Consider the following 20,054-nt stretch of genomic DNA (forward strand, 5'->3'; position numbering starts at 1 on the left):
TTGAAGTTGTCAGTGCAGGATCTGCGACAGGAACAGTTTTGTCCGCTCATGGCGTGGATTGTCGAAGAACTCGGCCGGCGTGTTCTGTTCGACGATCTGGCCCTGGTCCATGAAGATCACCCGGTTGGCGACCTTGCGCGCAAAGCCCATCTCGTGGGTGACACAGAGCATGGTCATGCCTTCCTCGGCCAACCCAACCATCGTCTCCAGCACTTCCTTGATCATTTCCGGGTCGAGCGCCGACGTCGGCTCATCGAACAGCATGATGCGCGGGTTCATGCACAGCGAGCGGGCGATGGCGACGCGCTGCTGCTGGCCGCCGGAAAGCTGGCCGGGATATTTGTTGGCCTGTTCGGGGATCTTGACGCGCGTGAGGAAATGCATGGCGATTTCCTCGGCCTGCTTCTTCGGCGTCTTGCGCACCCAGATCGGCGCCAGCGTGCAGTTCTCCAGGATGGTCAGATGCGGAAACAGGTTGAAGTGCTGGAACACCATGCCGACCTCGCGGCGTACTTCGTCGATCTTCTTCAGGTCGTTGGTCAATTCCTTGCCGTCGACGATGATCTTGCCCTTCTGGTGTTCTTCCAGCCGGTTGATGCAGCGGATCATCGTCGATTTGCCCGAGCCCGAAGGGCCGCAGATGACGATGCGCTCGCCGCGCATCACCTTCAAATTGATGTCCTTCAGCACATGGAATTCGCCGTACCATTTGTGCATGCCGATGATGTCGATGGCGACATCAGTGGTCGAAATGTGCATCTTGGCGGCATTGACCTTGATCTCTTCCGCGCTGACTGCATTTTCCGTTGCCATGGCAGATCCCCTTATTTTCTTAGCGTTTGTGGCCGGTGTCGAGCCGACGTTCCGTGTACATTGAATAGCGCGACATGCCGAAGCAGAACAGCCAGAAGATGAAGGCAGCGAACACCAGGCCGGACCTGGCGGTCTGCGCCGTCGCCCAGTTGGCGTCGGAGAAGTTCTGCTTGACGATGCCGAGCAGGTCGAACATCGAGATGATGATGACCAGGCTGGTGTCCTTGAACATGCCGATGAAGGTGTTGACGATGCCGGGAATGACCAGCTTCAGCGCCTGCGGCAGCACGATCAGTCCCATCTTCTGCCAGTAGCCGAGGCCGAGCGAATCGGCGCCTTCATACTGGCCCTTGGGGATCGCCTGCAGGCCGCCGCGCACCACTTCGGCCATGTAGGCGGCGGCAAACAGCGACACGCCGATCAGCGCGCGCAGGAACTTGTCGAAGGTGACGCCGGCCGGCAGGAACAGCGGCAGCATGACGCTGGCAAAAAACAGCACGGTGATCAGCGGGATGCCGCGCACCGTTTCGATGAAGACCACGCACAGCGTTTTGATGATCGGCATCTTCGAGCGCCGGCCGAGCGCCAGCATGATGCCGACCGGCAGCGACACGGCAATGCCGACGAACGACAGGCTGAGCGTCACCAGCAGGCCGCCCCACAGCGAGGTTTCGACATGCGGCAGGCCGAACACATTGCCGACCAGCAGGATGAAGGCGACGACCGGCAGCACCAGGAAGAGAAGAATGGCATTCAGACCCTTGCGCGGCACCTTCGGGATGAGCAGCGGCACCAGCAGCACGACGAACAGGACGGCGACAAGGATCGGCCGCCAGCGCTCCTCCAAGGGATAACGGCCGAGCATGAACTGGCCGAACTTGGCGTTGACGAACGCCCAGCAGGCGCCGGACCAGCCGTCCGGCTGGATGCCGCCTTGCGCCACCGTGGCGCAGACCGTGCGGTCCGGTCCCGTCCACTGGGCGTTGATGAAGGCCCAGTTGATCACTTGCGGCAGGATCATGACCACCAGCGCGATGCCGATGATGGTCAGAATGGTGTCGCCGGCCGAGGCGATCAGATTCTTGCGAACCCAGGCGACGAGACCGCGCTCGCTTAATGGCGCCGGCTCTGCCAGCGCCATTTCGGCGCGGACGAAGGAAAGATCGTGTTCTTGCATGACCCTACCTCTCCACCAGCGCCATCCTGGCGTTGACCACGTTCATGATCGCCGATGTGATCAGGCTGAGCGCGAGATAGACGGCCATCATGATCACGACGCCCTCGACCGCCTGGCCGGTCTGGTTCAAAACCGTGCCGGCGGTTGCCGTCAGGTCCGGATAGCCGATGGCGATGGCGAGCGAGGAATTCTTGGTCAGGTTGAGATACTGGCTGGTCAGCGGCGGAATGACGATGCGCATGGCCTGCGGAATGACGACAAGCCGCAGGATCGATCGTGGCCGCAGCCCGAGCGCGCCGGCAGCCTCGGTCTGGCCTTTGCTGACGCCCCTGATGCCCGCCCGCACGATCTCGGCGATGAAGGCGGCCGTGTAGCAGGACAGCGCCAGATAGAGCGATAGGAACTCCGGCCTGACCTGAAAGCCGCCGGTCAGGTTGAAGGTCGATTGCTTTGGAAAATCAAAGCTCAAGGGGAAGCCGCTCAGCGCGTAGGCAAGCAGCGGCAGTCCGACGATCAGCGCCACCGATGTCCAGAATACCGGGAATTGCTGGCCGGTCGCCATCTGCCGCTGATACGCCTTGCGGGCAACGAACCACGCCATGGCGATGCCGAGAAGGAGAGCAACCAGGATCAGCCAGGAGCCGTCGCCCCACACGGCGCGCGGAAAGTAGAAGCCGCGCTGGTTGAGGAAGGAGCCGAAGGGCAAATTGATGCTCTCGCGCGGCGGCGGCAACACGGCAAGCACGCCGGAATACCAGAAGAAGATGACCAGCAGTGGCGGGATGTTGCGGAAGACCTCGACATAGACCGTGCAGATCTTCCTGATCAGCCAGTTGTGTGAAAGCCGGCCGATGCCGATGACGAAGCCGATTATGGTGGCGGTGATGATGCCGACGACGGCAACGATCACGGTGTTGAGGAAGCCGACCAGAATGGCGCGGCCATAGGTCGAATCCGACGAATAGGCTATTGCGCTCTCGCTGATGTCGAAGCCGGCGCGGCCCCTGAGGAAGCCGAAGCCGGAAGCGATGTGCAGGCGCGTCAGATTGGCAATGACGTTGTTGGCAATCCACCAGACCAACGCCACCAGCACGACGACGACGACCGCCTGGAAGAATATGCCGCGGACTTTCGGATCGTTGATGAAGGAACCGCGGCTTGGCTCCTCGCGAAGAATTTCCTGCGATGCCATTCTACCGTCCCCTGGATAGAGAAACCGGAAGGCAGACGATCTGCCTTCCGGATTATATCTCAATCAGCGGATCGGGGGAGCATATTGTAGGCCGCCCTTGGTCCACAGCGCGTTGATGCCGCGCGCGATCTTCAGCGGGCTGCCCGAACCGACATTGCGTTCGAACATTTCGCCGTAATTGCCGACGGCCTTGATGATGTTGACGACCCAGTCGTTGGAGACGCCAAGATCGGTGCCGATCTTGGTATCAGCTTCCTGGCCGAGCACGCGCTTGATCTCGGGATTGTCCGAGTTCTTCATCTCGTCGACATTGGCCTTGGTGATGCCGAGCTCCTCGGCGTCGAGTAGCGCGAAATAAGTCCATTTGACGATGTGGTACCACTGGTCGTCGCCCTGGCGCACGGCCGGTCCGAGCGGCTCCTTGGAGATGATCTCCGGCAACACGACATGGTCGGCCGGCGAGCCCAGCGTCAGGCGAATGCCGTAGAGGCCCGACTGGTCGGTGGTGTAGACGTCGCAGCGGCCGGCGTCATAGGCGGCGTTGACCTCTTCCAGCTTCTCGAAGACGACCGGGTTGTACTCCATCTTGTTCGACTTGAAGTAGTCGGCAAGGTTGAGCTCGGTCGTGGTGCCGCTCTGCACGCAGACCGCAGCGCCTGAAAGCTGCAGCGCCGAGTTCACGCCCGGCAGCTTCTTGGCATTGATCATGAAGCCTTGGCCGTCATAATAGGTGGTGCCGACGAAGTTCAGGCCAAGTGCCGTGTCGCGGTTGATGGTCCAGGTGGTGTTGCGCGACAGGATGTCGACCTCGCCCGACTGCAGCGCGGTGAAGCGTTCCTTGGCGCTGAGCGGCGTGAACTTGACCTTGGAGCCGTCACCGAAGACGGCGGCCGCGACAGCGCGGCAGAAATCCGCATCGATGCCCTGCCAGTCACCCTTGTCGTCCGGCGCCGAGAAGCCGGCAAGACCAGTCGAGACGCCGCACTGGATGAAGCCCTTGGCCTTTACGTCGCTGAGCGTGCTCGCCGACGCGGCCGACGCCATCAATCCAAGCGCGGCGGCCCCAAGAAAGCCGATTGCAATGTGTTTCATAACCCACAGACCCTTTTCTGTTTTCAGGCAAACCTGATCTTTTTTCCCGTGTGAACGCAGCTCCCATCCCGGCCCATTTCCGGAATCCCGCATCGTAACCGACGCGCTGCCTCCCATTCACGAACTGCATCGAAGGCGATTATTCCAGTGAGGTCAAGGGAAATGACCGAATCCGAAAGACTTTGAAATCCGATTGCCGCAAATGCCTGAATTGCAGACAACCGCGCCCGCAAATTAGTCAGCAGCGCAAATAAAGCCGGCAAAGTCCGATCAACGCAAATCCGGGCTGTGCCTGCGAAATCCGTATCTGGGACCTACTGCGCATTACTAACTTCTGGTGAGATGAATTGGCATACCCAAAGACCTTCGCCTGGCGGGTGGCGGGCGGTTGCGCGGCCAATGCCGCCGCACTATGGCTAGCGCTTCATCAGAGGCAAAGTGCAATGGCAAAAGACGGCAGCGAAATGGGCATCAACACGCGGCTTGCCCATTCAGGCAACAATCCGCGCGACTATTTCGGCTTCGTCAATCCACCGGTCGTGCATGCCTCGACGGTGCTTTATCCCGACGCGGCGACGATGGCGGCGCGCAGCCAGAAATACACCTACGGCACGCGCGGCACGCCGACCACGGACGCGCTGGCCCTCGCCATCGACGCGCTGGAGGGCTCGGCCGGCACCATCGTGGTGCCATCTGGCCTGGCAGCGGTGACGGTGCCGCTGCTCGCCTTCCTGTCGGCGGGCGATCATCTGCTGATAGTTGATTCCGTCTATCACCCGACCCGCAATTTCGCCGACACGATGCTGAAGCGGCTGGGCATCGAGGTCGAGTATTACGATCCTCATGTCGGCGCCGGCATCGCCGCTCTGATCAAGTCCAACACCAAGGTGGTGTTCACCGAATCGCCGGCCTCCAATACTTTCGAGGTGCAGGACATACCGGCCATCGCCAAGGTTGCGCATGCCGCCGGGGCTGTCGTCATGATGGACAACACCTGGGCGACGCCGCTCTACTTCCGCCCGCTCGACCATGGCGTCGACATCTCGATCCATGCGGCAACGAAATACCCGGCAGGCCATTCCGACGTGCTGCTCGGCACTGTGTCGGCCACCGCGGCCTGCTGGAAGCAGCTTTGCGAGACCTTCTACACGATGGGCTGCTGCGCCGGGCCCGACGACGTCTACCAAGTGCTGCGCGGCCTGCGCACCATGGGCGTGCGGCTGGAGCACCATCAGAAGAGCGCGCTTGCCATCGCCGGCTGGTTGGAGGGTCAGCCTGGCGTAGCGCGCGTGCTGCATCCGGCCCTGCCCAGCCATCCCGACCACGATCTGTGGAAGCGCGACTTTTGCGGCTCGAGCGGCATCTTTTCGATTGTGCTCAAGGGCGGCGGCCAGAAGCAGCAGCACGCCTTCCTCGACGCGCTCGGGATATTCGGCCTCGGCTATTCCTGGGGCGGCTATGAGAGCCTTGCGGTGCCGGTGTTCCTCGGCGACCGCGTCGTGGCCAAGGGCCCTTATGACGGGCCGCTGGTCCGCCTGCAGATCGGGCTCGAGGATGTCGAGGATTTGAAGGCCGACCTTGCGCGCGGCCTGGCGGCGGCAGCAGCTGTCTGAAAGCACGGCTGCAAGCGGCCTGCCAAGCTGATTCGACAAACCGGCGTAACTCATTGAAAAGGCGCACTGCGAAAGGCGCAACGGCCTCTTGGCGGAGGCGGTCCGGTAGCCGATGCCGGGCTTGACGGAGATGCTTGGGAACCTTTTCCCAACACGGCCATCTTATATTTCGATCGGAGGACCTGCTTCGGTCAGGAGATTGGCTCGCGATGAGGAAAACGGTAACGTCTGCTGTCTTGACCGCCGCCGCCGCACCCGGCGACATGCAGCTTGTGCGCCGAGCGCTGGCACGCGATGGCGATGCCTTCCGCACCATCATCAAGACGCACAACCAGAGGCTCTACCGCATCGCCCGTGGCGTGGTGCGCAACGACAGCGAAGCCGAGGACATCGTCCAGGAGGCCTATGTCAGGGCCTTTGCTCATCTCGATACCTTTCGCGGCGAGTCCTCGCTCGCCACCTGGCTATCGCGCATCGTCCTCAATGAGGCGCTTGGCCGCCTGCGCAAAAGGCGGCGGACGGTGGCGATGCCTGAAAATCCGCAAGCCGAAATCATCAAGTTCCCTCTCAATCCCAGCGACGATCCGGAGCGGACGATGGCGCAGCGGCAGATCCTCGAGCTTGTCGAACGGGCGACCGACAGCCTTCCCGATGTCTATCGGACGGTATTCGTGGCGCGGGTCATCGAAGGTCTCAGCATCGAGGAGACCGCTGAAATGCTTAGCGTGCGGCCCGAAACCGTCAAGACCCGGCTGCACCGTGCACGCGCTCTGGTGCGCAAGGCGCTGGACGACCAGATCGGCTCGGTGCTGCTCGATGCCTTCCCCTTCGCCGGCCGGCGCTGCGACAGGCTGACCGAAGCCGTGATGACGCGGCTCGGCTTCTAGAGCATGATCCCGAACCGAAGGTCCGCGTCAGCGAAAAGCGGGAACCGGTTTTTGCTTCGCTGACACCTCGGTTCGGACAGATCATGCTCAAGCAAGAACAGCTGATCTTTTCGTCGATTTTCGGGAACGTTTGCCACCGCCCAGCATCCAATCAGCGTCAACCGAAAAAGAAGTCCGATGCGTTCGCGCCCCGGGCGAAGGAGATGCCATGCTTAACCGACACACCGCCGCTCTGGCCGCGCTGCTCCTCATTGGCGCAGCCCCGCTCGCGCAGGCCGCCGACAAGCCGACCGACCCACAGATCGCCCACATCGCCTACACCGCGGGCACGATCGACATCGAGGCGGCCAAGCAGGCGATCAAGAAATCGAAGAACAAGGAGGTCGTGGATTTCGCCAAGGACATGGAGCGCGACCATGAGGCGGTCAACAAGCAGGCGCTCGACCTGGTCAAGAAGCTGAAGGTGAAGCCGGAGGACAACGCCACCAGCCAGGCGCTGAGCAAGGCAGCGAAAGAGGAACGCGCCAAGCTCGCCAAGCTCAAAGGGGCGGCTTTCGACAAGGCCTATATCGAAAACGAGGTGGCCTATCACAAGCAGGTCAACGGCGCGCTTGAGACATTACTGATCCCGTCGGCCAGCAATGCCGAGCTGAAGAGCCTGCTGGAGACCGGGCTGAAGATCTTCCAGGGCCATGAGCAGCGTGCCGAACATGCGGCCGGCATGCCGAAATGAGAAGAGCACTGACGGTGCCGAAACGGCATCTGTGGATTGCGCTGGCGCTGATCATCAGTGTCACGCCAGCCAACGCCGAAACGATTGAGGTGACGATCGAGAAGCTTGTATTTTCGCCCGCAAACGTCGAGGCGAAGGTCGGCGACACGATAGAATGGGTGAACAAGGACGTATTCGCCCACACGGCTACGGTGAAGGGTGGCTGGGAGGTGACGATCCCGCCCAAATCATCGGCCAAGCTCACCCTCAAGAAGGTGGAATCGGTCGACTATTTCTGCCGCTTCCATCCCAACATGAAAGGCCATGTGACGGTGACGTCGCCCTAGCCCTTAATCAGTCCCCTTAATCCGAGCAGACTCGAGCTTTTCTCTGTGGTCGCATGCCTCGAATGGGCGGCCGCTTAGAACCCAAACGCCAGCCATGCCGTGCCGGCAAAAAGCGTGACCAGCGTCAACGGCAGCCCGACCCTGAAGAAGGCGCCAAAGCCGAGCAGCTTGCCGGCAGCACGCGCCTGCTCCGCGACGATCAGATTGGCGACCGAGCCAAGCAGCGTGAAATTGCCAGCCAGCGTCGAGCTCATGGCGACCACCAGCCAGGCGCGTTCGGGGTTTTCCAGGCCGGGTACGAACGGTTTCAGCGCCAGCACGGCCGGAACATTGCTCATGATGTTGGAGAGCACCGCGGTGAAGCCGGAGAGCCGCCACACATCGTCCAGCCCGAGGACCCCGGCCGAGGCGACCATCTCGGGAGTGAGCAATGTTTTCTCCGCACCGGCAACGACAATGAACAGGCCTGCGAACATGAACAGCAGCGGCCCGTCGATCTCGCGGTAGATCCGCGACGGCTTGATGGCGCGGGTCACGAGAAGAATGGCGCCGCCGATGAGCGCCGCCTTGGCGACCGGAACGCCGGCGAAGAAGGCGATCGCCAGCCCGACGCAGACAATAACCGCCTTCAGCACCTGGCCTGGCAGCATGCGCCCGCGATAGACTTCGGGGCTGAGCTCGGTCTTGCGTGCAAATTCGGCCCGGTAGACGATGCGGACGATGATGATGACGGCGACGAGGCCGAACAGCGCAACCGGGGCCAGCGCGGCCGAAAAGGCCGGATAGGAAATCCCCGACAGCGCGCCGATGACCATGTTCTGCGGGTTGCCGGTGATGGTTGCGACGCTGCCGCAATTGGACGCCGTAGCGGTGGCGATCAGATAGGGGATCGGGTTGCGGTTGATGACACGGGTGACGTGGACGACAATCGGCGCCATGACCAGGCAGATCGCATCGTTGACCAGGAATGCGGACAGGACGCCGGTCAGGAGCGTCACCATCACCAGCAGCATGAAGGGCGCATGCGCATGCTCGATGGCGACGGCGCCAAGCGCCCGGAAGGCACCCGATACTTTCAGATGCGCCACCACGATCATCATGCCGAGCAGAAGCGTGATGGTGTCGAAATTGATGGCGCGGTAGGCATCCTCCATGCTGACCGCGCCAATGGCGATCATGGCGGCACCGCCGAGCAGTGCGATCCCCGCCCTGTCGAGGCGCAGGCCGGGGATCCTGCCGATGGCGACACCGGCATAGGTCAGGATGAGGATCAGCAACGCCGCCGCGCCCATCAACGTCATTGGAACATCCTGTTTCAGATCGGCCCGCGCCGGATGCGGTTCCGCCGGCCATTGTCCGCCCAGCTTTAGCAAGACCCCTGCAAAGCGAAAGCGCCCGAGGGCAATCCGGCTGTGAAAAATCCGTGAGGCAAATCGTCCGCATCCTTACGGTATGATCGCCACCAGCCGCTCTCCGACCCTCGCAAAGTGGTCAAGGATGTCTCTCCGGTCGAAATTTCATTATTTATAAATTCTGGCCGTTCGGATTTTTAAGATGGGCCACAGCGTTGAGACGGGGTATCAGGTTTCGAAGGGGGAGGAACGAATGCATCCGACGGAATGCCGGCGTTACCATGGCGCCAGCAAGGTTTTCATATGCGCGCGATGGGCGCGTTCGAACGGCCATTGCTGCCCGGCGGTTCACACCAGCTCAGCTGCCTGGGCCGTACTGTTGCCTGCCCGGAATGCTCCGGACGGCGGGCGCTGAGCGGATTCGGGGCTGCATTCGGGGCGCGCCGCTTTGCCGCGCCCTCTAACCGCGGTCGGCGAAATTTGGCCGGAACCTTCGCCAGTCCGAGTGGTTTTTCTCTAAGTCGCAACGCGACGAGTTTCGTAAAAGATGGAGAAAAACCATGCTCATGAAAATCCTCGCAGCCTCGGCCCTCACTATCGGCCTTGCGACCTCGGCGCTGGCGCAGAACGCCAGTACGGGTAATGCAGGTGATGGCGCCGGGGCGGCTTCGGACGTCACCCAGGGCAGCGGACAGACAGTCGTTGTGCCTGATAACGTTGATCCGAACCCCACTTATAGCATTGGCGGTGGGCTGGATCCAAATGCGATGAGTTCGAATGCGGATCGAAATTGCCCAGCGAGCCCGCAGGGTGCAATGCCGGATGCCAGCCAGAAGTCGCCTGGCACGGTGTCGCCGACGGTGAACGACAACCACTGCGGTAAATAAGAAGCAGGTATCTCCCCAACAGCGCTGTCAGAGGCCGCAGAGCTTGGCTCTGCGGCAATGCGATGGTTCGCAAAAAAATGGAGACAAACCATGCTCATGAAAATCCTCGCAGCTTCCGCCCTTGCCATCGGCCTTGCGACCTCTGCGCTGGCCCAGAATGCCGGCGCCGGTGCTGGTAACGCAAGCGATGGCGCTGGGTCGGGCGCCGCCGCCACCGCCCAAGGCAGCGGAAAGACGGTCATTGTCCCCGAGAACGTCGATCCGAACGCTACCTACAGCATTGGTGGAGGTGTACTGAACCCGAATGCGATGAATTCGTATGCGGATCAAAATTGCCCGGCGGGCCCACAGGGCGCAGAGCCCAGTATGCCCCATGCCGGCGGCAAGCCGCCCGGTTCGGCGGCGCCGACAGTGAACGGCCACCATTGCGGCCAGTAACAGGTATTGGCCACAGCAACGGCTGACGGAGGCCGCAGAGCCAAGCTCTGCGGCCCCCGTCGTTTCCGGGGCTTCCACTAGACCGGAACGCCTAGTCACACGTCGCGGGCAACACGTTGCGGTTGTCCGAGAGGAACCAAACACGCTGCCGCAACGTTTGCTGCCGCGTACTTCATCTATTTTGAAACGGCAGCTAGCGGAGTGAGGGCTATGGCTTCATCGGCGCTTATCGGCATCCTGATCACCTTCCTGGTTATCATCCTCGTGCTCTATCTCATCCAGCGCCTGCCGCTCGATGGCCGCGCAAGGCAGATCGCCCAGATTGTCGTGATCATCATCGGCATCATTTCGCTGCTGAAGTACCTGGCGGTTTTCTAGAAGCTTTATCAAGAGTGGTTGGCCATGAACGTCGCGAACCTGCAAATCGAAGGCCTGCACTTGGTCGTCGCCGAGATCAACAACGCGCTTGTGCACAAGAGCCTGCTGTCGATCGACGAGATCGACCTGGCGCTTCGAAAGGCCGAAGCCTCGATGACCGGCGAACAACGGTTCTACGAAGAGATGTCGCCGTCAAATCGCGATGCCGTCTGCTTTCCGATCCGGTTTCTGCAGGCGGCCAACAGTACCCAATCCGGAACCGATGTTTCGCCGTTTTCCGAACTTGCCAAGATGGTCGGGCAGACCAAGGAGCCATATAACGATCAGATGCGAGGCCAACTATGACCGACGACAAAGCAAAGACCAAACAGGATCGGAAGCAGGAATCCGCCGAAGAACCGTACGAGGTCGACGCGTTCGCGAGAAAATACGGCATACCGCCGAGCGAGGCCAAGACGATCATCAAGCGCTACGGGCCGTCGAGGAGGAAGCTCGATGCCTATATGGCTGCGCGGAAATAACTGCCCGGGGACCCTGCCATGCCAGCGCGCCGGATCATTTGGACTGCCGCAATGACGCTGTTCGCCGCCACTGCCGCGGCCTACGCCCGGCCGGACACGCGCACGATGAGCTGCGAACAGGTGCAAGCCTTGATCCAGAGCCATCGAGCGGCGGTGTTGACAACCGGCCGGAACACTTACGATCGGTATGTCCGCCGGTTCGGCAATGAGTGCGACTGGCCCGAAGTACCGATCACTGCCTTCGTCCCGACGCACGACGGTCAGTGTCCCGTCCATCGATGCCAGGAGCCTGTCTTCGATTTTCCGGATTGATGGGATTTCCCGGATTGACGGTCGGATTTTGCGGCCTGCCAGGCGCTCTCCACGTCGACGATGCTTCGAGGCGTGGAACCGTTGCGCTCCGTGCGAATTGATTCTGCTTCCCGGGAAGCGTCGCGCCAAGTGGGCGCGATGCCGCGCCCGGCAAAGCCAGAGCCTGAAAGCACGGAGAAACAGCCATGTCCAACGACATCCGCCGGAGTGGCAGCTGCTTGTGCGGCGGCGTCCAGTTCTCGGTTACAGGAGAGCCATTGCGGGTTGGCCTTTGCCATTGCAAGGACTGCCGCAAGATCAGTGGGTCGGCCTATTCGGCTTTCGCGATATGGCCGCTCGAAGCGTTCGAAACGACCGGTATCGTCAACACTTACGGTGGCAGGAGCTTTTGTCCGACCTGCGGCAGCCGCGTTACTTCAGTCGGTGAGAACGAGGTTGAAGTGATGATCGGCAGCCTTGATGTGGCACCGACCGAAGGGCTGGAGCCGGGCTACGAACTGTGGATCGGCCGTCGCGAGCAGTGGCTGCAGCCCTTGCCCGGCACCCGTCAGTTCGAGCACGACCGGATAGACGGCAACCAGACAGGCGACCAGCCAAGTGAGGATGACCGGGCAAGTGAGCCGGAACCTGGCGGCATCGCTGCACCATCTGGCAACACGCCGCAGCGCAGGTCGGCCTGATCAGGTTCACCTTCGCGATGCGACGCTATCGTTGGTGGCCCTTGCAGGATCCGGCCGCCAGCCGACAAACGCTTTCCTGTCGCGGCGCCACCGAACGAACCTGACGCGCCGACATGCCGGCCGGGTACGGTAGCGCGACGAGTGGCCGGATTCGCTCCTGCCAAACCCAGCAGACCCGCCAGCATTTTGCAACCAGTGGTCGGTTTGCCGGGATGGCAACGGTCAGCTAAATTCATCTTGCGGTGGACCTCGGGAAGCCGCTCTGGCCGACGCGGTTCAGGCAACATTCCTAACACTACCGCGTCGGCCTCGCAGAGGCGAAGAATCTCCGGCCCTGTGCTTGCCGGAAAATCTTGCAACCTTTGATATTATTTTCCGACACAGACTTAGTCTTACTGCGTCATAAATTGCTGACCTGACGCGGACTGTCCATGGCTCTTGTGCCACGGACATCGTTGCAGACGGTTGGCCAGGGCCACAGTCAGGCGTCGCCGGATGGTCGGGATCGAGGTCGGGACGTGCCGCTCTGGTCGGATCGGAGGATCCGCGGGGTCGATAACCGTCGGGAAGACCAGGTGTTTGGCGGCCCTGGGCGCGAGCTGGAGCCGAGGGGGGAATCGTCTCCCTCAGAGAGACCAGGAAGCCATAGGCGGCGATACAGAGACTGGCGTGGTGGTGGAAGCCCCGCCACCCTCGGCCTTCGTAGTGGCCCAGTCCCAGCTCCTGCTTGAGTTCCTGATAGTCTCGCTCGATCCGCCAACGCAGCTTGGCGGCGTCGACCAGCTGGGTGATCGTAGCGTCGGCCGGCAAGGTGGAGAGCCAGTACTTGCTCGGCTCGACCTCGCCTTCAGGCCACTCGATCAGGAGCCACTCTTCGGCGTGAGCCTCGGGCCGATTGTAGTCCCTGGATGCCGGCCGCAAGCGCACGGCGGCGAAGCGGGAATTGAGCTCGGTGTTGGTTCCTTCACGCCAGGCGATCGTGCGCCAGGTCTCGGCGTCGAACTCCTCGGCCAGGGCCTTGGCCGAGATCGGCTTGTGTTTGTCGGTTCGGCCGACCCGAGACGGCGGCCGGCCTCTTCCGCTCCAAGGCTTGGGCGGCAGCGGACTCTCGCCTGGACGCCAGACGCTGAGGGTGGGCTGAACGCCGACCACATAGCTCAGATCGAGCTCGGACAGGCCGGCGCGGAAACTACCGTCGGCGCCATATCCGGCGTCGGCTAGAACAACGCCGGGCGCGACGCCCTCGGCCTTGGCCGTCTTGATCTGCGCAAGCGCGATCTGCGGCTTGGTCTGGAACGTGATCTGTGCGGGAATCTTGGCCTTCTTGCGTTGTTCCGGATCCTCCGCCCAGCTGTGCGGGAGATACAATTGGTAGGCGATCGGAAGCGAGGCTGCGTCATTGGCGATCGACAGGCTGACCGCAATCTGACAGTTGTCCTGCTTGCCCAACTGGCCGCAATACTGACGCGCTACGCCCACCGAGTGCTTGCCCTTCTTGGGAAAGCCCGTGTCGTCGACGATCCACGCCCGGATCGGTCCATGCTGCTCGATCCGTGGAAGGACCCAGTCGCGAACCCGCGCCAGCAAGGCCGCGTCCGACCACGGCGCCTGTCCCACGAAATGCAGCAGAGACTGATGCTTGGCCGACACCCGCGACGGCGCCGCGACGGCCGCCAACGGTTCCACGCTCTTGCGCTCCAGCGGCATCAGAAGTCCGAGGCAATAATCCTTCAGCGGCTCAGCTCGGTCGGCGTGGCCGATCACCCCGATCAAAGCATCGACATAGGCGTCAAACGCCGCTTCACTCTCCGCGGTCCAGTTGGTCATGGCGCGCTTCCCTGATCACGAATCAGCACGCTAACAAATCCGAAACCAGCGCGAATCCCCCCGCACCCGCGACTTTCTGACTCAGTAAGATTAGTGGTTATCCCTTGAAGTACCAAGCCTTGGTTGTGCTGCCGGACCACGCGTTCTTTTGATGAAAGCGCGGGCTGGAGGCGATATATTTCTGGCTGCGTCAACTGTCCTGTCCAAGTATGTGACGAAAACGCAAACAGCGATCTTTTTCGGCTCTGTACAAAAGGCTAGCTTGTTTCTGGAACAGCCGAGCAAAATGGAAAACCTGCAGTTCGCGCAAGGCATACTGCGAGAGCTGCGCCAGAGAGCCGAAGCCGATGGCGAGAAGCTTCTGACCTATCTGATCGACATGGCTTACCTTGAGGCCAGCGATCGCATCCGGGCGAGTTGGGTCGGGGACCATGAGCCCGAAAGCCGCAGGGCCAAAGGGTGGAGCCGACGACGCCGACGTCTGGAAGGCTCGCAGCGCGGGGCGATCCCGAAGTCCGCAAAGGGGCCTTGAAAACGCAAAAGTCCCGCCGCACCTTTCGGCACGGCGGGCAGACTTTTCGGCGAACGCGATCAACAGGGTTCAGGCCGGTCAATACACGAGAAAGCCCGCGCCTCTCGCAGGGGACGCGGGCCGATCGGGGTGCCGGCCCCGATCAGGCAGCAATACCGTTGCGCGCTGCCACAGCATCAACCGTTAGCGCCGACTAATGTTCCGGTACCGGCACAAAAATCGCCGCACGCGTGATGATGAACCCCAGGATTTCGATCGCTCTTCGGCAGGCGGGGTTCGCCTTGAGCCGAAACCGGCTGAAAGCGCGCTGCTCCCGACAGATGGCCTCGCTATGAAACGGCTTTTTCGCGGACTGGCAGCTTCCAGCCCGGCCTGACAAAATGGCAGGTGTAGCCGTTGGGATATTTCTCCAGATAGTCCTGATGCTCGGGCTCCGCCTCCCAGAAGGCGCCTGCGGGAGCGACCGCGGTGACGACCTTGCCCGGCCAGAGTCCCGAGGCGTCGACATCGGCAATGGTGTCTTCGGCAACCCGCTTCTGTTCGTCGCTGGTGTAGAAGATCGCCGAGCGATAGCTCATCCCGACATCGTTGCCCTGGCGGTTGCGCGTCGTCGGATCATGTATCTGGAAGAAGAATTCAAGCAGCGTGCGATAGCTGATCCTGGCGGGATCAAAAATGATCTCGATGGCTTCGGCATGGGTGCCGTGATTGCGGTAAGTGGCATTGGGCACCTCGCCGCCGCTATAGCCGACACGAGTCGAGATCACTCCGGGGTAGCGCCGTATCAAATCCTGCATGCCCCAGAAGCAGCCGCCGGCAAGGACTGCGCGTTCGGTGGAAGTCGCCATATCACGTCTCCTTCGGATTTCTCCTAAGGTGGGCATCTTTGCGGCTTTCGTCCAGTCGCGCATGTCGAAGCGCCTATCCACGCGCCTGGATGCCCGAACACAGCGTGGTCACTCCTCCCTCGCCGGCCTGAACTTCCGCGTGATCGCCTCGAACAGAATGTCGGATATCCACATCGCCGACACGCCGATCAGGAAAGCAGCGGCAAGCGTTGTCGTGTCGTCAGCCGGATTGGGGATCGGCAGGGCCGTTGCCTTGAAGTAGGACACGACGGGCGGCGTCAGATAGGCAGCCGCCAGCGCACCGCAGATCGGCGAGGCGATCATTTCGCGCAGCTTGTACCGGTGCCGCGACAAGGCTCTGAGGACGCCCCCAGCGAGGCCGGCAGCCACCACCGGGCTTTTGATGCCGAGCACGTCAAAAAAATCATGCATGGCTAAGGCCTCCACCCGCACAGTTTCTCACCCTTGCGGTTGTGTGCCAGCAGCGCCCTCGCCTCGGCATCCGACAGCGCGTCGATGGCTGTGGCGGACAGGCGGGGTGGGCTCGAGACGGCGCAGAAGCTGCCGCCGGCTGCGGTGCAGCCGGCGAGGGTCACGGCAAGCGCCATGACCGGCACGATGGCCGGGATCAGTCCCTTGCCCATGATTTCAGCTCCTTTCGGGCAGCGCCCGCAGGCAGCGCGCCGATATCGTTCTGGATCTGGTCAGCAACTTTCGCGCACTGATGCTTCGGCGACCGCTTGCCTGGCGCGCTCGGCCACCCGCTCCGCCCTGGCGCCGGCGAGCCGCTGGTGAATGCCCCAGCCAAGTGCGGCGATGATGGACGCCAGCACGCCGAGGATCGCCGGATTGCCGGCGAAGAAGGACAGCAGCGCCGTCATAGCAGCCACCACACACCGAACGCGCCGGCGATGAGCAGTGCGCCGGTCGCCCAGGGTAGCGCCTGTCGGATGATTTCGGTGAATATCTCAACCATCGCGGCGTCTCCCCTCATCTCGACCAGCGGCGGGCAAGCGCATACCAGCCCTCGGTTGCGATGCTGATCGCAAGGCCAACGCCGGCCTCCAACGCCATCTGGATGTCCGGGTCGCTGGACAGGGTTGCAGCATCGCCAGCGCCGAGCAGGCCGCGCGCGACGAGGACGCCGGCGCCATAGCGCAGCGCGATGCGGATGATGATGGCGATCATGCTGGCTTCCTTCCGAAGATGGCTTTGAGAATCGCAAACAGCGCCCGCCACAATGGATGGCGCACGACCGGCGTGACCGGCACGGCGGGTGGCGCTGCCGCCGGTGCAGCGCCGGGCGCGGCAGGCGATGCCAGCAGCGGCGGATCCTGCGACGGCGCGGTCTCAGGTCGCACGGGCGACATCAGCAGCGCCTGGGAACGGACCGAGCTGACCCGGTCGAACCAGCCCCTGCCGAAGGCAGGCCAGCTCGGCAGTCGCTTCAGGAATGCCAGGCGGGCGTCGCAGAGTTCGTCGATGACCGTTCCCGGCGGCCTGGCGCTAATAGCCTTGAGCGTCGCCGGGCCGATCCTGCCGTCCTGCGCCGCGCCGACGACTGCCTGAAGGTATTTCGCCGCCCTGCCCGGCCCGCTGTTCACGGCGAAGTCGAACACGGCATAGTCGATGCCGTCGGGAAGCTCGGCGCCGGCAACCGCGTTCCAATAGAAGCGGCGGTAGATCGTCGCCAGCTCGGCGTCGCTGATCTTCTTCAGATCGGCCTTGGTGGCGCCGGCTTTGACGTAGCGGCGGAAATTGGCCAGCGTGACGCCTCTCATGGTGGCGCCGCCCGGATCGGCCGGATTGTCCGACCAGCCACCTTCGGATTTCAAAACGAGCGCAAGCGCCCGCGCAAAGTTGCGGTCCATGATTTAACTCCGGGATTTCGTGTTATGTTCGGGTGGGTAACGCGTCCGTCAGACGCAGAAAATGAGGGGTAACAACGCGACTGCTTGAGGTGGCTCTCCCGAGCCAAATAAAATGCTGCTCTCGCTCGAGAAGAACTTCATTTTCATTCATGTGCCGAAAACGGCCGGGACTTCGATTGTCAGCGCGTTAATGCCGTGGTGTCAAAATCCGCAGCGGACGCAATGGCGAAGACTGCTGTCGCACCTGCCGGTACCCGAAGCACCGGAAAAGGCATTATTGAGAGAGCACAACAAAGCGGCCTGGCTCAGACGAAAGATACCTGGCCACCTCTATGACGGAGCCTACAAATTTGCGGTGGTGCGAAACCCCTACGCACTCGCCGTCTCCACCTATTACCAGCGTCGCGACTACCTCTCCCGCCGCCACTGGCACAGGTCAGGCGTCGCGGACTTCAGCACCTTCCTGCATTATCTCGAGCGTAAGAACCGGCTTGCGCGCGTGGACCAGACAAGCTGGGTTTCGGACCGGCACGGGAACCTCATCATCGACGAGGTCCTGCGTTTTGAAACGCTGGCCGATGAATTCAAGGCCCTGGTCGAACGGCTCGGCCTTCCCGGTGAAGTCAGGCTTCCCCGGGCAAACGTCAACGCTCCTTACGACTATCGCGCCGTCTACGACGATGAGACGAAAAGCATGGTCCGACGGCTCTATGCCCGCGATTTCGACCGCTTCGGCTACGCGTTCTGATTTCGTCTCACGGCGCCACCCGATCGGCTAGCCTGAATATCTCAAAGTGAGGGGTGCATCGGCCCCGAGAATCTGAGAAACTGCTTTTGCAACAAAGAGTTATCAGATCCAAGGACGGGGTCCGATGCAAACACACTGTATCTCTGACCAGCTCGAATTTGAAGGCTTCGACGCCCGCAAAGTTGTCGCCGGTTTCGACGGTGGGGCGATCACCTCGGATGCCGGCGCCTTACTGCTTCGCCACGCCGACGGGGCTATCGGCCTTTTCGACCGGGTGGCCGCTTGCTTCATCGACCACCGCGATCCGGATTGCACGGTGCACAGTGTCCAGACGCTGGTCGGACAGCGCATCGCGGCAATCGCGCTTGGTCAGGCCAGCGCGTCGGTGACCGGCACCTGCATTGCGCTGAGGGAGAAGACGGTGCGGTAGGAGCCGCCCTGCCCGGTCGTCTTAGCGGAAAGTCCCGCCTTTGGCGGGGCAAGTCCGGCCTCAAGGGCAGCGGCGAGCGAAAGCGTCCGCGGAAGACCTCGGGTCATCTGGTGTTCTCCATTCTTGGAGGGAATTTTCTCGAGAGGAATGTCTCGATCGTGCGCTCAGTGCGCGTGGGGCGGCGCAGCCGCCTCGCAACCTGATTCAAGCCGTGGCGCTATCATCCTGTTCGCGCGGTGTTTCCGGTTTGGAGACCATGATCTTCAAGACCGAAGAAACCATGTCTTACTTCGTGAGCAACGGTGCCCATGTTCCGCCGCAATGCGACCGCACTTGGCGATCATCCGCCCCCTTTCAGTCTCTGGGGCGCTTCAAAGGAGGTTCTCCAGATGATCATCAAGAAAGCCATTGTTGCCGCGCTCATGACTGTCGTGCTGGCAGGGTGCGAGACGCAGACCGAGGGGCAGCAGAGAGCCACCACCGGCGCGCTGGTCGGCGGGGCCGGCGGCGCGCTTGTCGGCCAGGCCATCGGCGGCAACACCAAGAGCACCGTTATCGGCGCGGCCAGCGGCGCCCTGCTGGGCGCAGTGGTGGGCAGCGCGACCACGCCGCAACGGCGCGGCGAACAGCTTTGCCGCTACCAGGACCGCTACGGCCGCATCTACACCGCGCCTTGCGACGACCGGTATTACAACGGCGATTATTGATTTAGGCGCAGCGCCGGTGACGGTCGATCTCCCCCTCGTGGGGGAGATGTCCGGCAGGACAGAGGGGGCGCCGTAGAGCGCCAGCCCCGGCAGCCACTGAGCATTGACGATGCCTCACACGCCATTGCCTCCAAGACATCGCGCAAACGCCAAATCGATGCGCAAGGTGATGACCGGCGCTGAACTGAAGCTTTGGAACGAGCTTCGCGCGCATCGGCTGATGGGGCTTGGCTTCCGCCGACAATTTCCCGTGGCCGGCTACATCGCCGACTTCGCCTGCCAAAGAAACTCGTCGTCGAGGTCGGCGGCTCGCAGCATGCAGAAACCGATGCCGTCGCGAGCGACGAAGCAACGGCGAAGCGTCTAGAGCAGGACGGCTGGACCATCCTGCGCTTCTGGAACAACGACGTCCTCCGCGACATCAACAATGTGTGCCAACATATTGTAATTGCGGCCGGGCTCGGCGAAACTCCCTGAATTAATTGGCTGGAGTGGGTCGAAATAACCACGGCAAGGCCGCGGGACAGCGCCCCCCTCTGTCCTGCCGGACATCTCCCCCACAAGCAGGGGAATCGCATATGGCGATTTTGGGGTTGAGTTTAGGCTGAGAAAGGATTCTTTGGAGAGGCAGTTGAGCGAAGGAGCGACTGCCATTTCCTGTCTTGAGAGCGACTTTGGCGCGGTGCCTGA

The 20,054-nt window shown here is 62.0% G+C and carries 25 protein-coding genes and 3 pseudogenes; 16 read left to right on the plus strand and 12 right to left on the minus strand.

What is annotated here, in order from left to right; translation table 11 throughout:
* Positions 1-9 precede the first annotated feature (9 nt).
* The 4 genes from EN859_RS13405 to EN859_RS13420 form a co-directional block, all read right to left on the minus strand.
* On the minus strand, positions 10-813 hold the full coding sequence (locus EN859_RS13405) for an amino acid ABC transporter ATP-binding protein (RefSeq protein WP_127856781.1): 804 nt from the start codon (positions 811-813) through the stop codon (positions 10-12).
* A gap of 19 nt (positions 814-832) precedes the next feature.
* Positions 833-1,990 (minus strand): amino acid ABC transporter permease, encoded by a 1,158-nt coding sequence (locus EN859_RS13410; RefSeq protein ID WP_127856780.1) that lies wholly within the window; start codon positions 1,988-1,990, stop codon positions 833-835.
* Between the two features lie 4 nt (positions 1,991-1,994).
* A complete protein-coding gene (locus tag EN859_RS13415; RefSeq protein WP_127856779.1) occupies positions 1,995-3,182 on the minus strand; it encodes an amino acid ABC transporter permease in 1,188 nt (395 codons plus the stop codon).
* A 63-nt stretch (positions 3,183-3,245) separates the two neighbouring features.
* Positions 3,246-4,274: an amino acid ABC transporter substrate-binding protein gene (locus tag EN859_RS13420; RefSeq protein ID WP_127856778.1), complete on the minus strand. Its 1,029-nt coding sequence runs from the start codon at positions 4,272-4,274 to the stop codon at positions 3,246-3,248.
* Between the two features lie 443 nt (positions 4,275-4,717).
* On the opposite strand from EN859_RS13420, the gene EN859_RS13425 reads away from it, so the two are divergent.
* The 4 genes from EN859_RS13425 to EN859_RS13440 all read left to right on the plus strand — a co-directional run bounded on the left by EN859_RS13425 (position 4,718) and on the right by EN859_RS13440 (position 7,833).
* Positions 4,718-5,887 (plus strand): cystathionine beta-lyase, encoded by a 1,170-nt coding sequence (locus EN859_RS13425; protein WP_127856777.1) that lies wholly within the window; start codon positions 4,718-4,720, stop codon positions 5,885-5,887.
* A gap of 209 nt (positions 5,888-6,096) precedes the next feature.
* Complete coding sequence (locus tag EN859_RS13430; RefSeq protein WP_127856776.1) at positions 6,097-6,774, plus strand: RNA polymerase sigma factor; 678 nt, start codon at positions 6,097-6,099, stop codon at positions 6,772-6,774.
* A gap of 208 nt (positions 6,775-6,982) precedes the next feature.
* The gene (locus EN859_RS13435; RefSeq protein WP_127856775.1) at positions 6,983-7,507 is read left to right on the plus strand and encodes a DUF4142 domain-containing protein; all 525 of its coding nucleotides are present in this window, start codon (positions 6,983-6,985) and stop codon (positions 7,505-7,507) included.
* The gene (locus tag EN859_RS13440) at positions 7,504-7,833 is read left to right on the plus strand and encodes a cupredoxin family copper-binding protein (protein ID WP_189501933.1); all 330 of its coding nucleotides are present in this window, start codon (positions 7,504-7,506) and stop codon (positions 7,831-7,833) included. Before EN859_RS13435 ends, EN859_RS13440 begins: the two co-directional genes overlap by 4 nt.
* Before the next feature lie 74 nt (positions 7,834-7,907).
* Here EN859_RS13440 and EN859_RS13445 read toward each other — a convergent pair whose 3' ends face one another.
* Entirely contained in the window at positions 7,908-9,134 is a 1,227-nt protein-coding gene (locus tag EN859_RS13445) for an anion transporter (RefSeq protein WP_127856774.1), read from the minus strand.
* Positions 9,135-9,745: 611 nt separating this feature from the next.
* On the opposite strand from EN859_RS13445, the gene EN859_RS13450 reads away from it, so the two are divergent.
* From EN859_RS13450 to EN859_RS13480, 7 genes are all read left to right on the plus strand, one after another.
* Positions 9,746-10,072, plus strand: coding sequence for a hypothetical protein (locus EN859_RS13450; RefSeq protein ID WP_127856773.1), 327 nt, complete (start codon positions 9,746-9,748; stop codon positions 10,070-10,072).
* 90 nt (positions 10,073-10,162) lie between these two features.
* Positions 10,163-10,510 (plus strand): hypothetical protein, encoded by a 348-nt coding sequence (locus EN859_RS13455; RefSeq protein WP_127856772.1) that lies wholly within the window; start codon positions 10,163-10,165, stop codon positions 10,508-10,510.
* Between the two features lie 210 nt (positions 10,511-10,720).
* Entirely contained in the window at positions 10,721-10,888 is a 168-nt protein-coding gene (locus tag EN859_RS13460) for a Thivi_2564 family membrane protein (RefSeq protein WP_127856771.1), read from the plus strand.
* A gap of 24 nt (positions 10,889-10,912) precedes the next feature.
* Positions 10,913-11,233, plus strand: a complete 321-nt coding sequence (locus EN859_RS13465) for a hypothetical protein (protein ID WP_127856770.1) — start codon at positions 10,913-10,915, stop codon at positions 11,231-11,233.
* Positions 11,230-11,409, plus strand: a complete 180-nt coding sequence (locus EN859_RS13470) for a DUF3606 domain-containing protein (protein ID WP_127856769.1) — start codon at positions 11,230-11,232, stop codon at positions 11,407-11,409. The genes EN859_RS13465 and EN859_RS13470 overlap by 4 nt, the downstream gene beginning before the upstream one ends.
* An 18-nt stretch (positions 11,410-11,427) precedes the next feature.
* Positions 11,428-11,721, plus strand: a complete 294-nt coding sequence (locus EN859_RS13475; protein ID WP_127856768.1) for a hypothetical protein — start codon at positions 11,428-11,430, stop codon at positions 11,719-11,721.
* A 185-nt stretch (positions 11,722-11,906) separates the two neighbouring features.
* Complete coding sequence (locus tag EN859_RS13480; RefSeq protein ID WP_127856767.1) at positions 11,907-12,401, plus strand: GFA family protein; 495 nt, start codon at positions 11,907-11,909, stop codon at positions 12,399-12,401.
* A 519-nt stretch (positions 12,402-12,920) separates the two neighbouring features.
* Here EN859_RS13480 and EN859_RS13485 read toward each other — a convergent pair.
* Positions 12,921-14,228: pseudogene (locus EN859_RS13485) on the minus strand (IS701 family transposase); the annotation flags it as partial.
* 151 nt (positions 14,229-14,379) lie between these two features.
* Between EN859_RS13485 and EN859_RS13490 the strand changes: the two are divergent.
* On the plus strand, positions 14,380-14,760 hold the full coding sequence (locus tag EN859_RS13490; RefSeq protein ID WP_127857143.1) for a hypothetical protein: 381 nt from the start codon (positions 14,380-14,382) through the stop codon (positions 14,758-14,760).
* Positions 14,761-15,089: 329 nt separating this feature from the next.
* Here the strand turns inward: EN859_RS13490 and msrA are convergent, their stop codons facing one another.
* The 6 genes from msrA to EN859_RS13520 form a co-directional block, all read right to left on the minus strand.
* On the minus strand, positions 15,090-15,608 hold the full coding sequence (gene msrA, locus EN859_RS13495) for a peptide-methionine (S)-S-oxide reductase MsrA (RefSeq protein WP_127857142.1): 519 nt from the start codon (positions 15,606-15,608) through the stop codon (positions 15,090-15,092).
* A 108-nt stretch (positions 15,609-15,716) separates the two neighbouring features.
* Entirely contained in the window at positions 15,717-16,040 is a 324-nt protein-coding gene (locus EN859_RS13500; protein ID WP_127857141.1) for a hypothetical protein, read from the minus strand.
* 2 nt (positions 16,041-16,042) lie between these two features.
* Entirely contained in the window at positions 16,043-16,252 is a 210-nt protein-coding gene (locus EN859_RS13505) for a hypothetical protein (protein WP_127857140.1), read from the minus strand.
* Between the two features lie 60 nt (positions 16,253-16,312).
* The gene (locus tag EN859_RS13510; RefSeq protein ID WP_245525557.1) at positions 16,313-16,489 is read right to left on the minus strand and encodes a hypothetical protein; all 177 of its coding nucleotides are present in this window, start codon (positions 16,487-16,489) and stop codon (positions 16,313-16,315) included.
* A gap of 109 nt (positions 16,490-16,598) precedes the next feature.
* Positions 16,599-16,796, minus strand: a complete 198-nt coding sequence (locus EN859_RS13515; RefSeq protein WP_127857139.1) for a hypothetical protein — start codon at positions 16,794-16,796, stop codon at positions 16,599-16,601.
* Entirely contained in the window at positions 16,793-17,479 is a 687-nt protein-coding gene (locus EN859_RS13520; RefSeq protein WP_127857138.1) for a glycosyl hydrolase 108 family protein, read from the minus strand. Before EN859_RS13520 ends, EN859_RS13515 begins: the two co-directional genes overlap by 4 nt.
* Before the next feature lie 112 nt (positions 17,480-17,591).
* Here EN859_RS13520 and EN859_RS13525 point away from each other — a divergent pair, with 112 nt between their 5' ends.
* The 4 genes and pseudogenes from EN859_RS13525 (at position 17,592) to EN859_RS13540 (ending at position 19,841) form a co-directional block, all read left to right on the plus strand.
* Positions 17,592-18,227 carry a sulfotransferase family 2 domain-containing protein gene (locus EN859_RS13525; RefSeq protein WP_127857137.1) on the plus strand — a complete coding sequence of 212 codons (636 nt, stop codon included), beginning with the start codon at positions 17,592-17,594 and terminating at the stop codon, positions 18,225-18,227.
* A gap of 124 nt (positions 18,228-18,351) precedes the next feature.
* A pseudogene (locus tag EN859_RS13530) lies at positions 18,352-18,597 on the plus strand (transposase); the annotation flags it as partial.
* A gap of 449 nt (positions 18,598-19,046) precedes the next feature.
* Positions 19,047-19,364 carry a YMGG-like glycine zipper-containing protein gene (locus tag EN859_RS13535; protein WP_127857136.1) on the plus strand — a complete coding sequence of 106 codons (318 nt, stop codon included), beginning with the start codon at positions 19,047-19,049 and terminating at the stop codon, positions 19,362-19,364.
* A 109-nt stretch (positions 19,365-19,473) separates the two neighbouring features.
* Positions 19,474-19,841: pseudogene (locus tag EN859_RS13540) on the plus strand (endonuclease domain-containing protein).
* The last annotated feature ends 213 nt before the right edge of the window (positions 19,842-20,054 follow it).

This window comes from Mesorhizobium sp. M00.F.Ca.ET.216.01.1.1 (assembly GCF_004010325.2).
GTDB lineage: Bacteria > Pseudomonadota > Alphaproteobacteria > Rhizobiales > Rhizobiaceae > Mesorhizobium.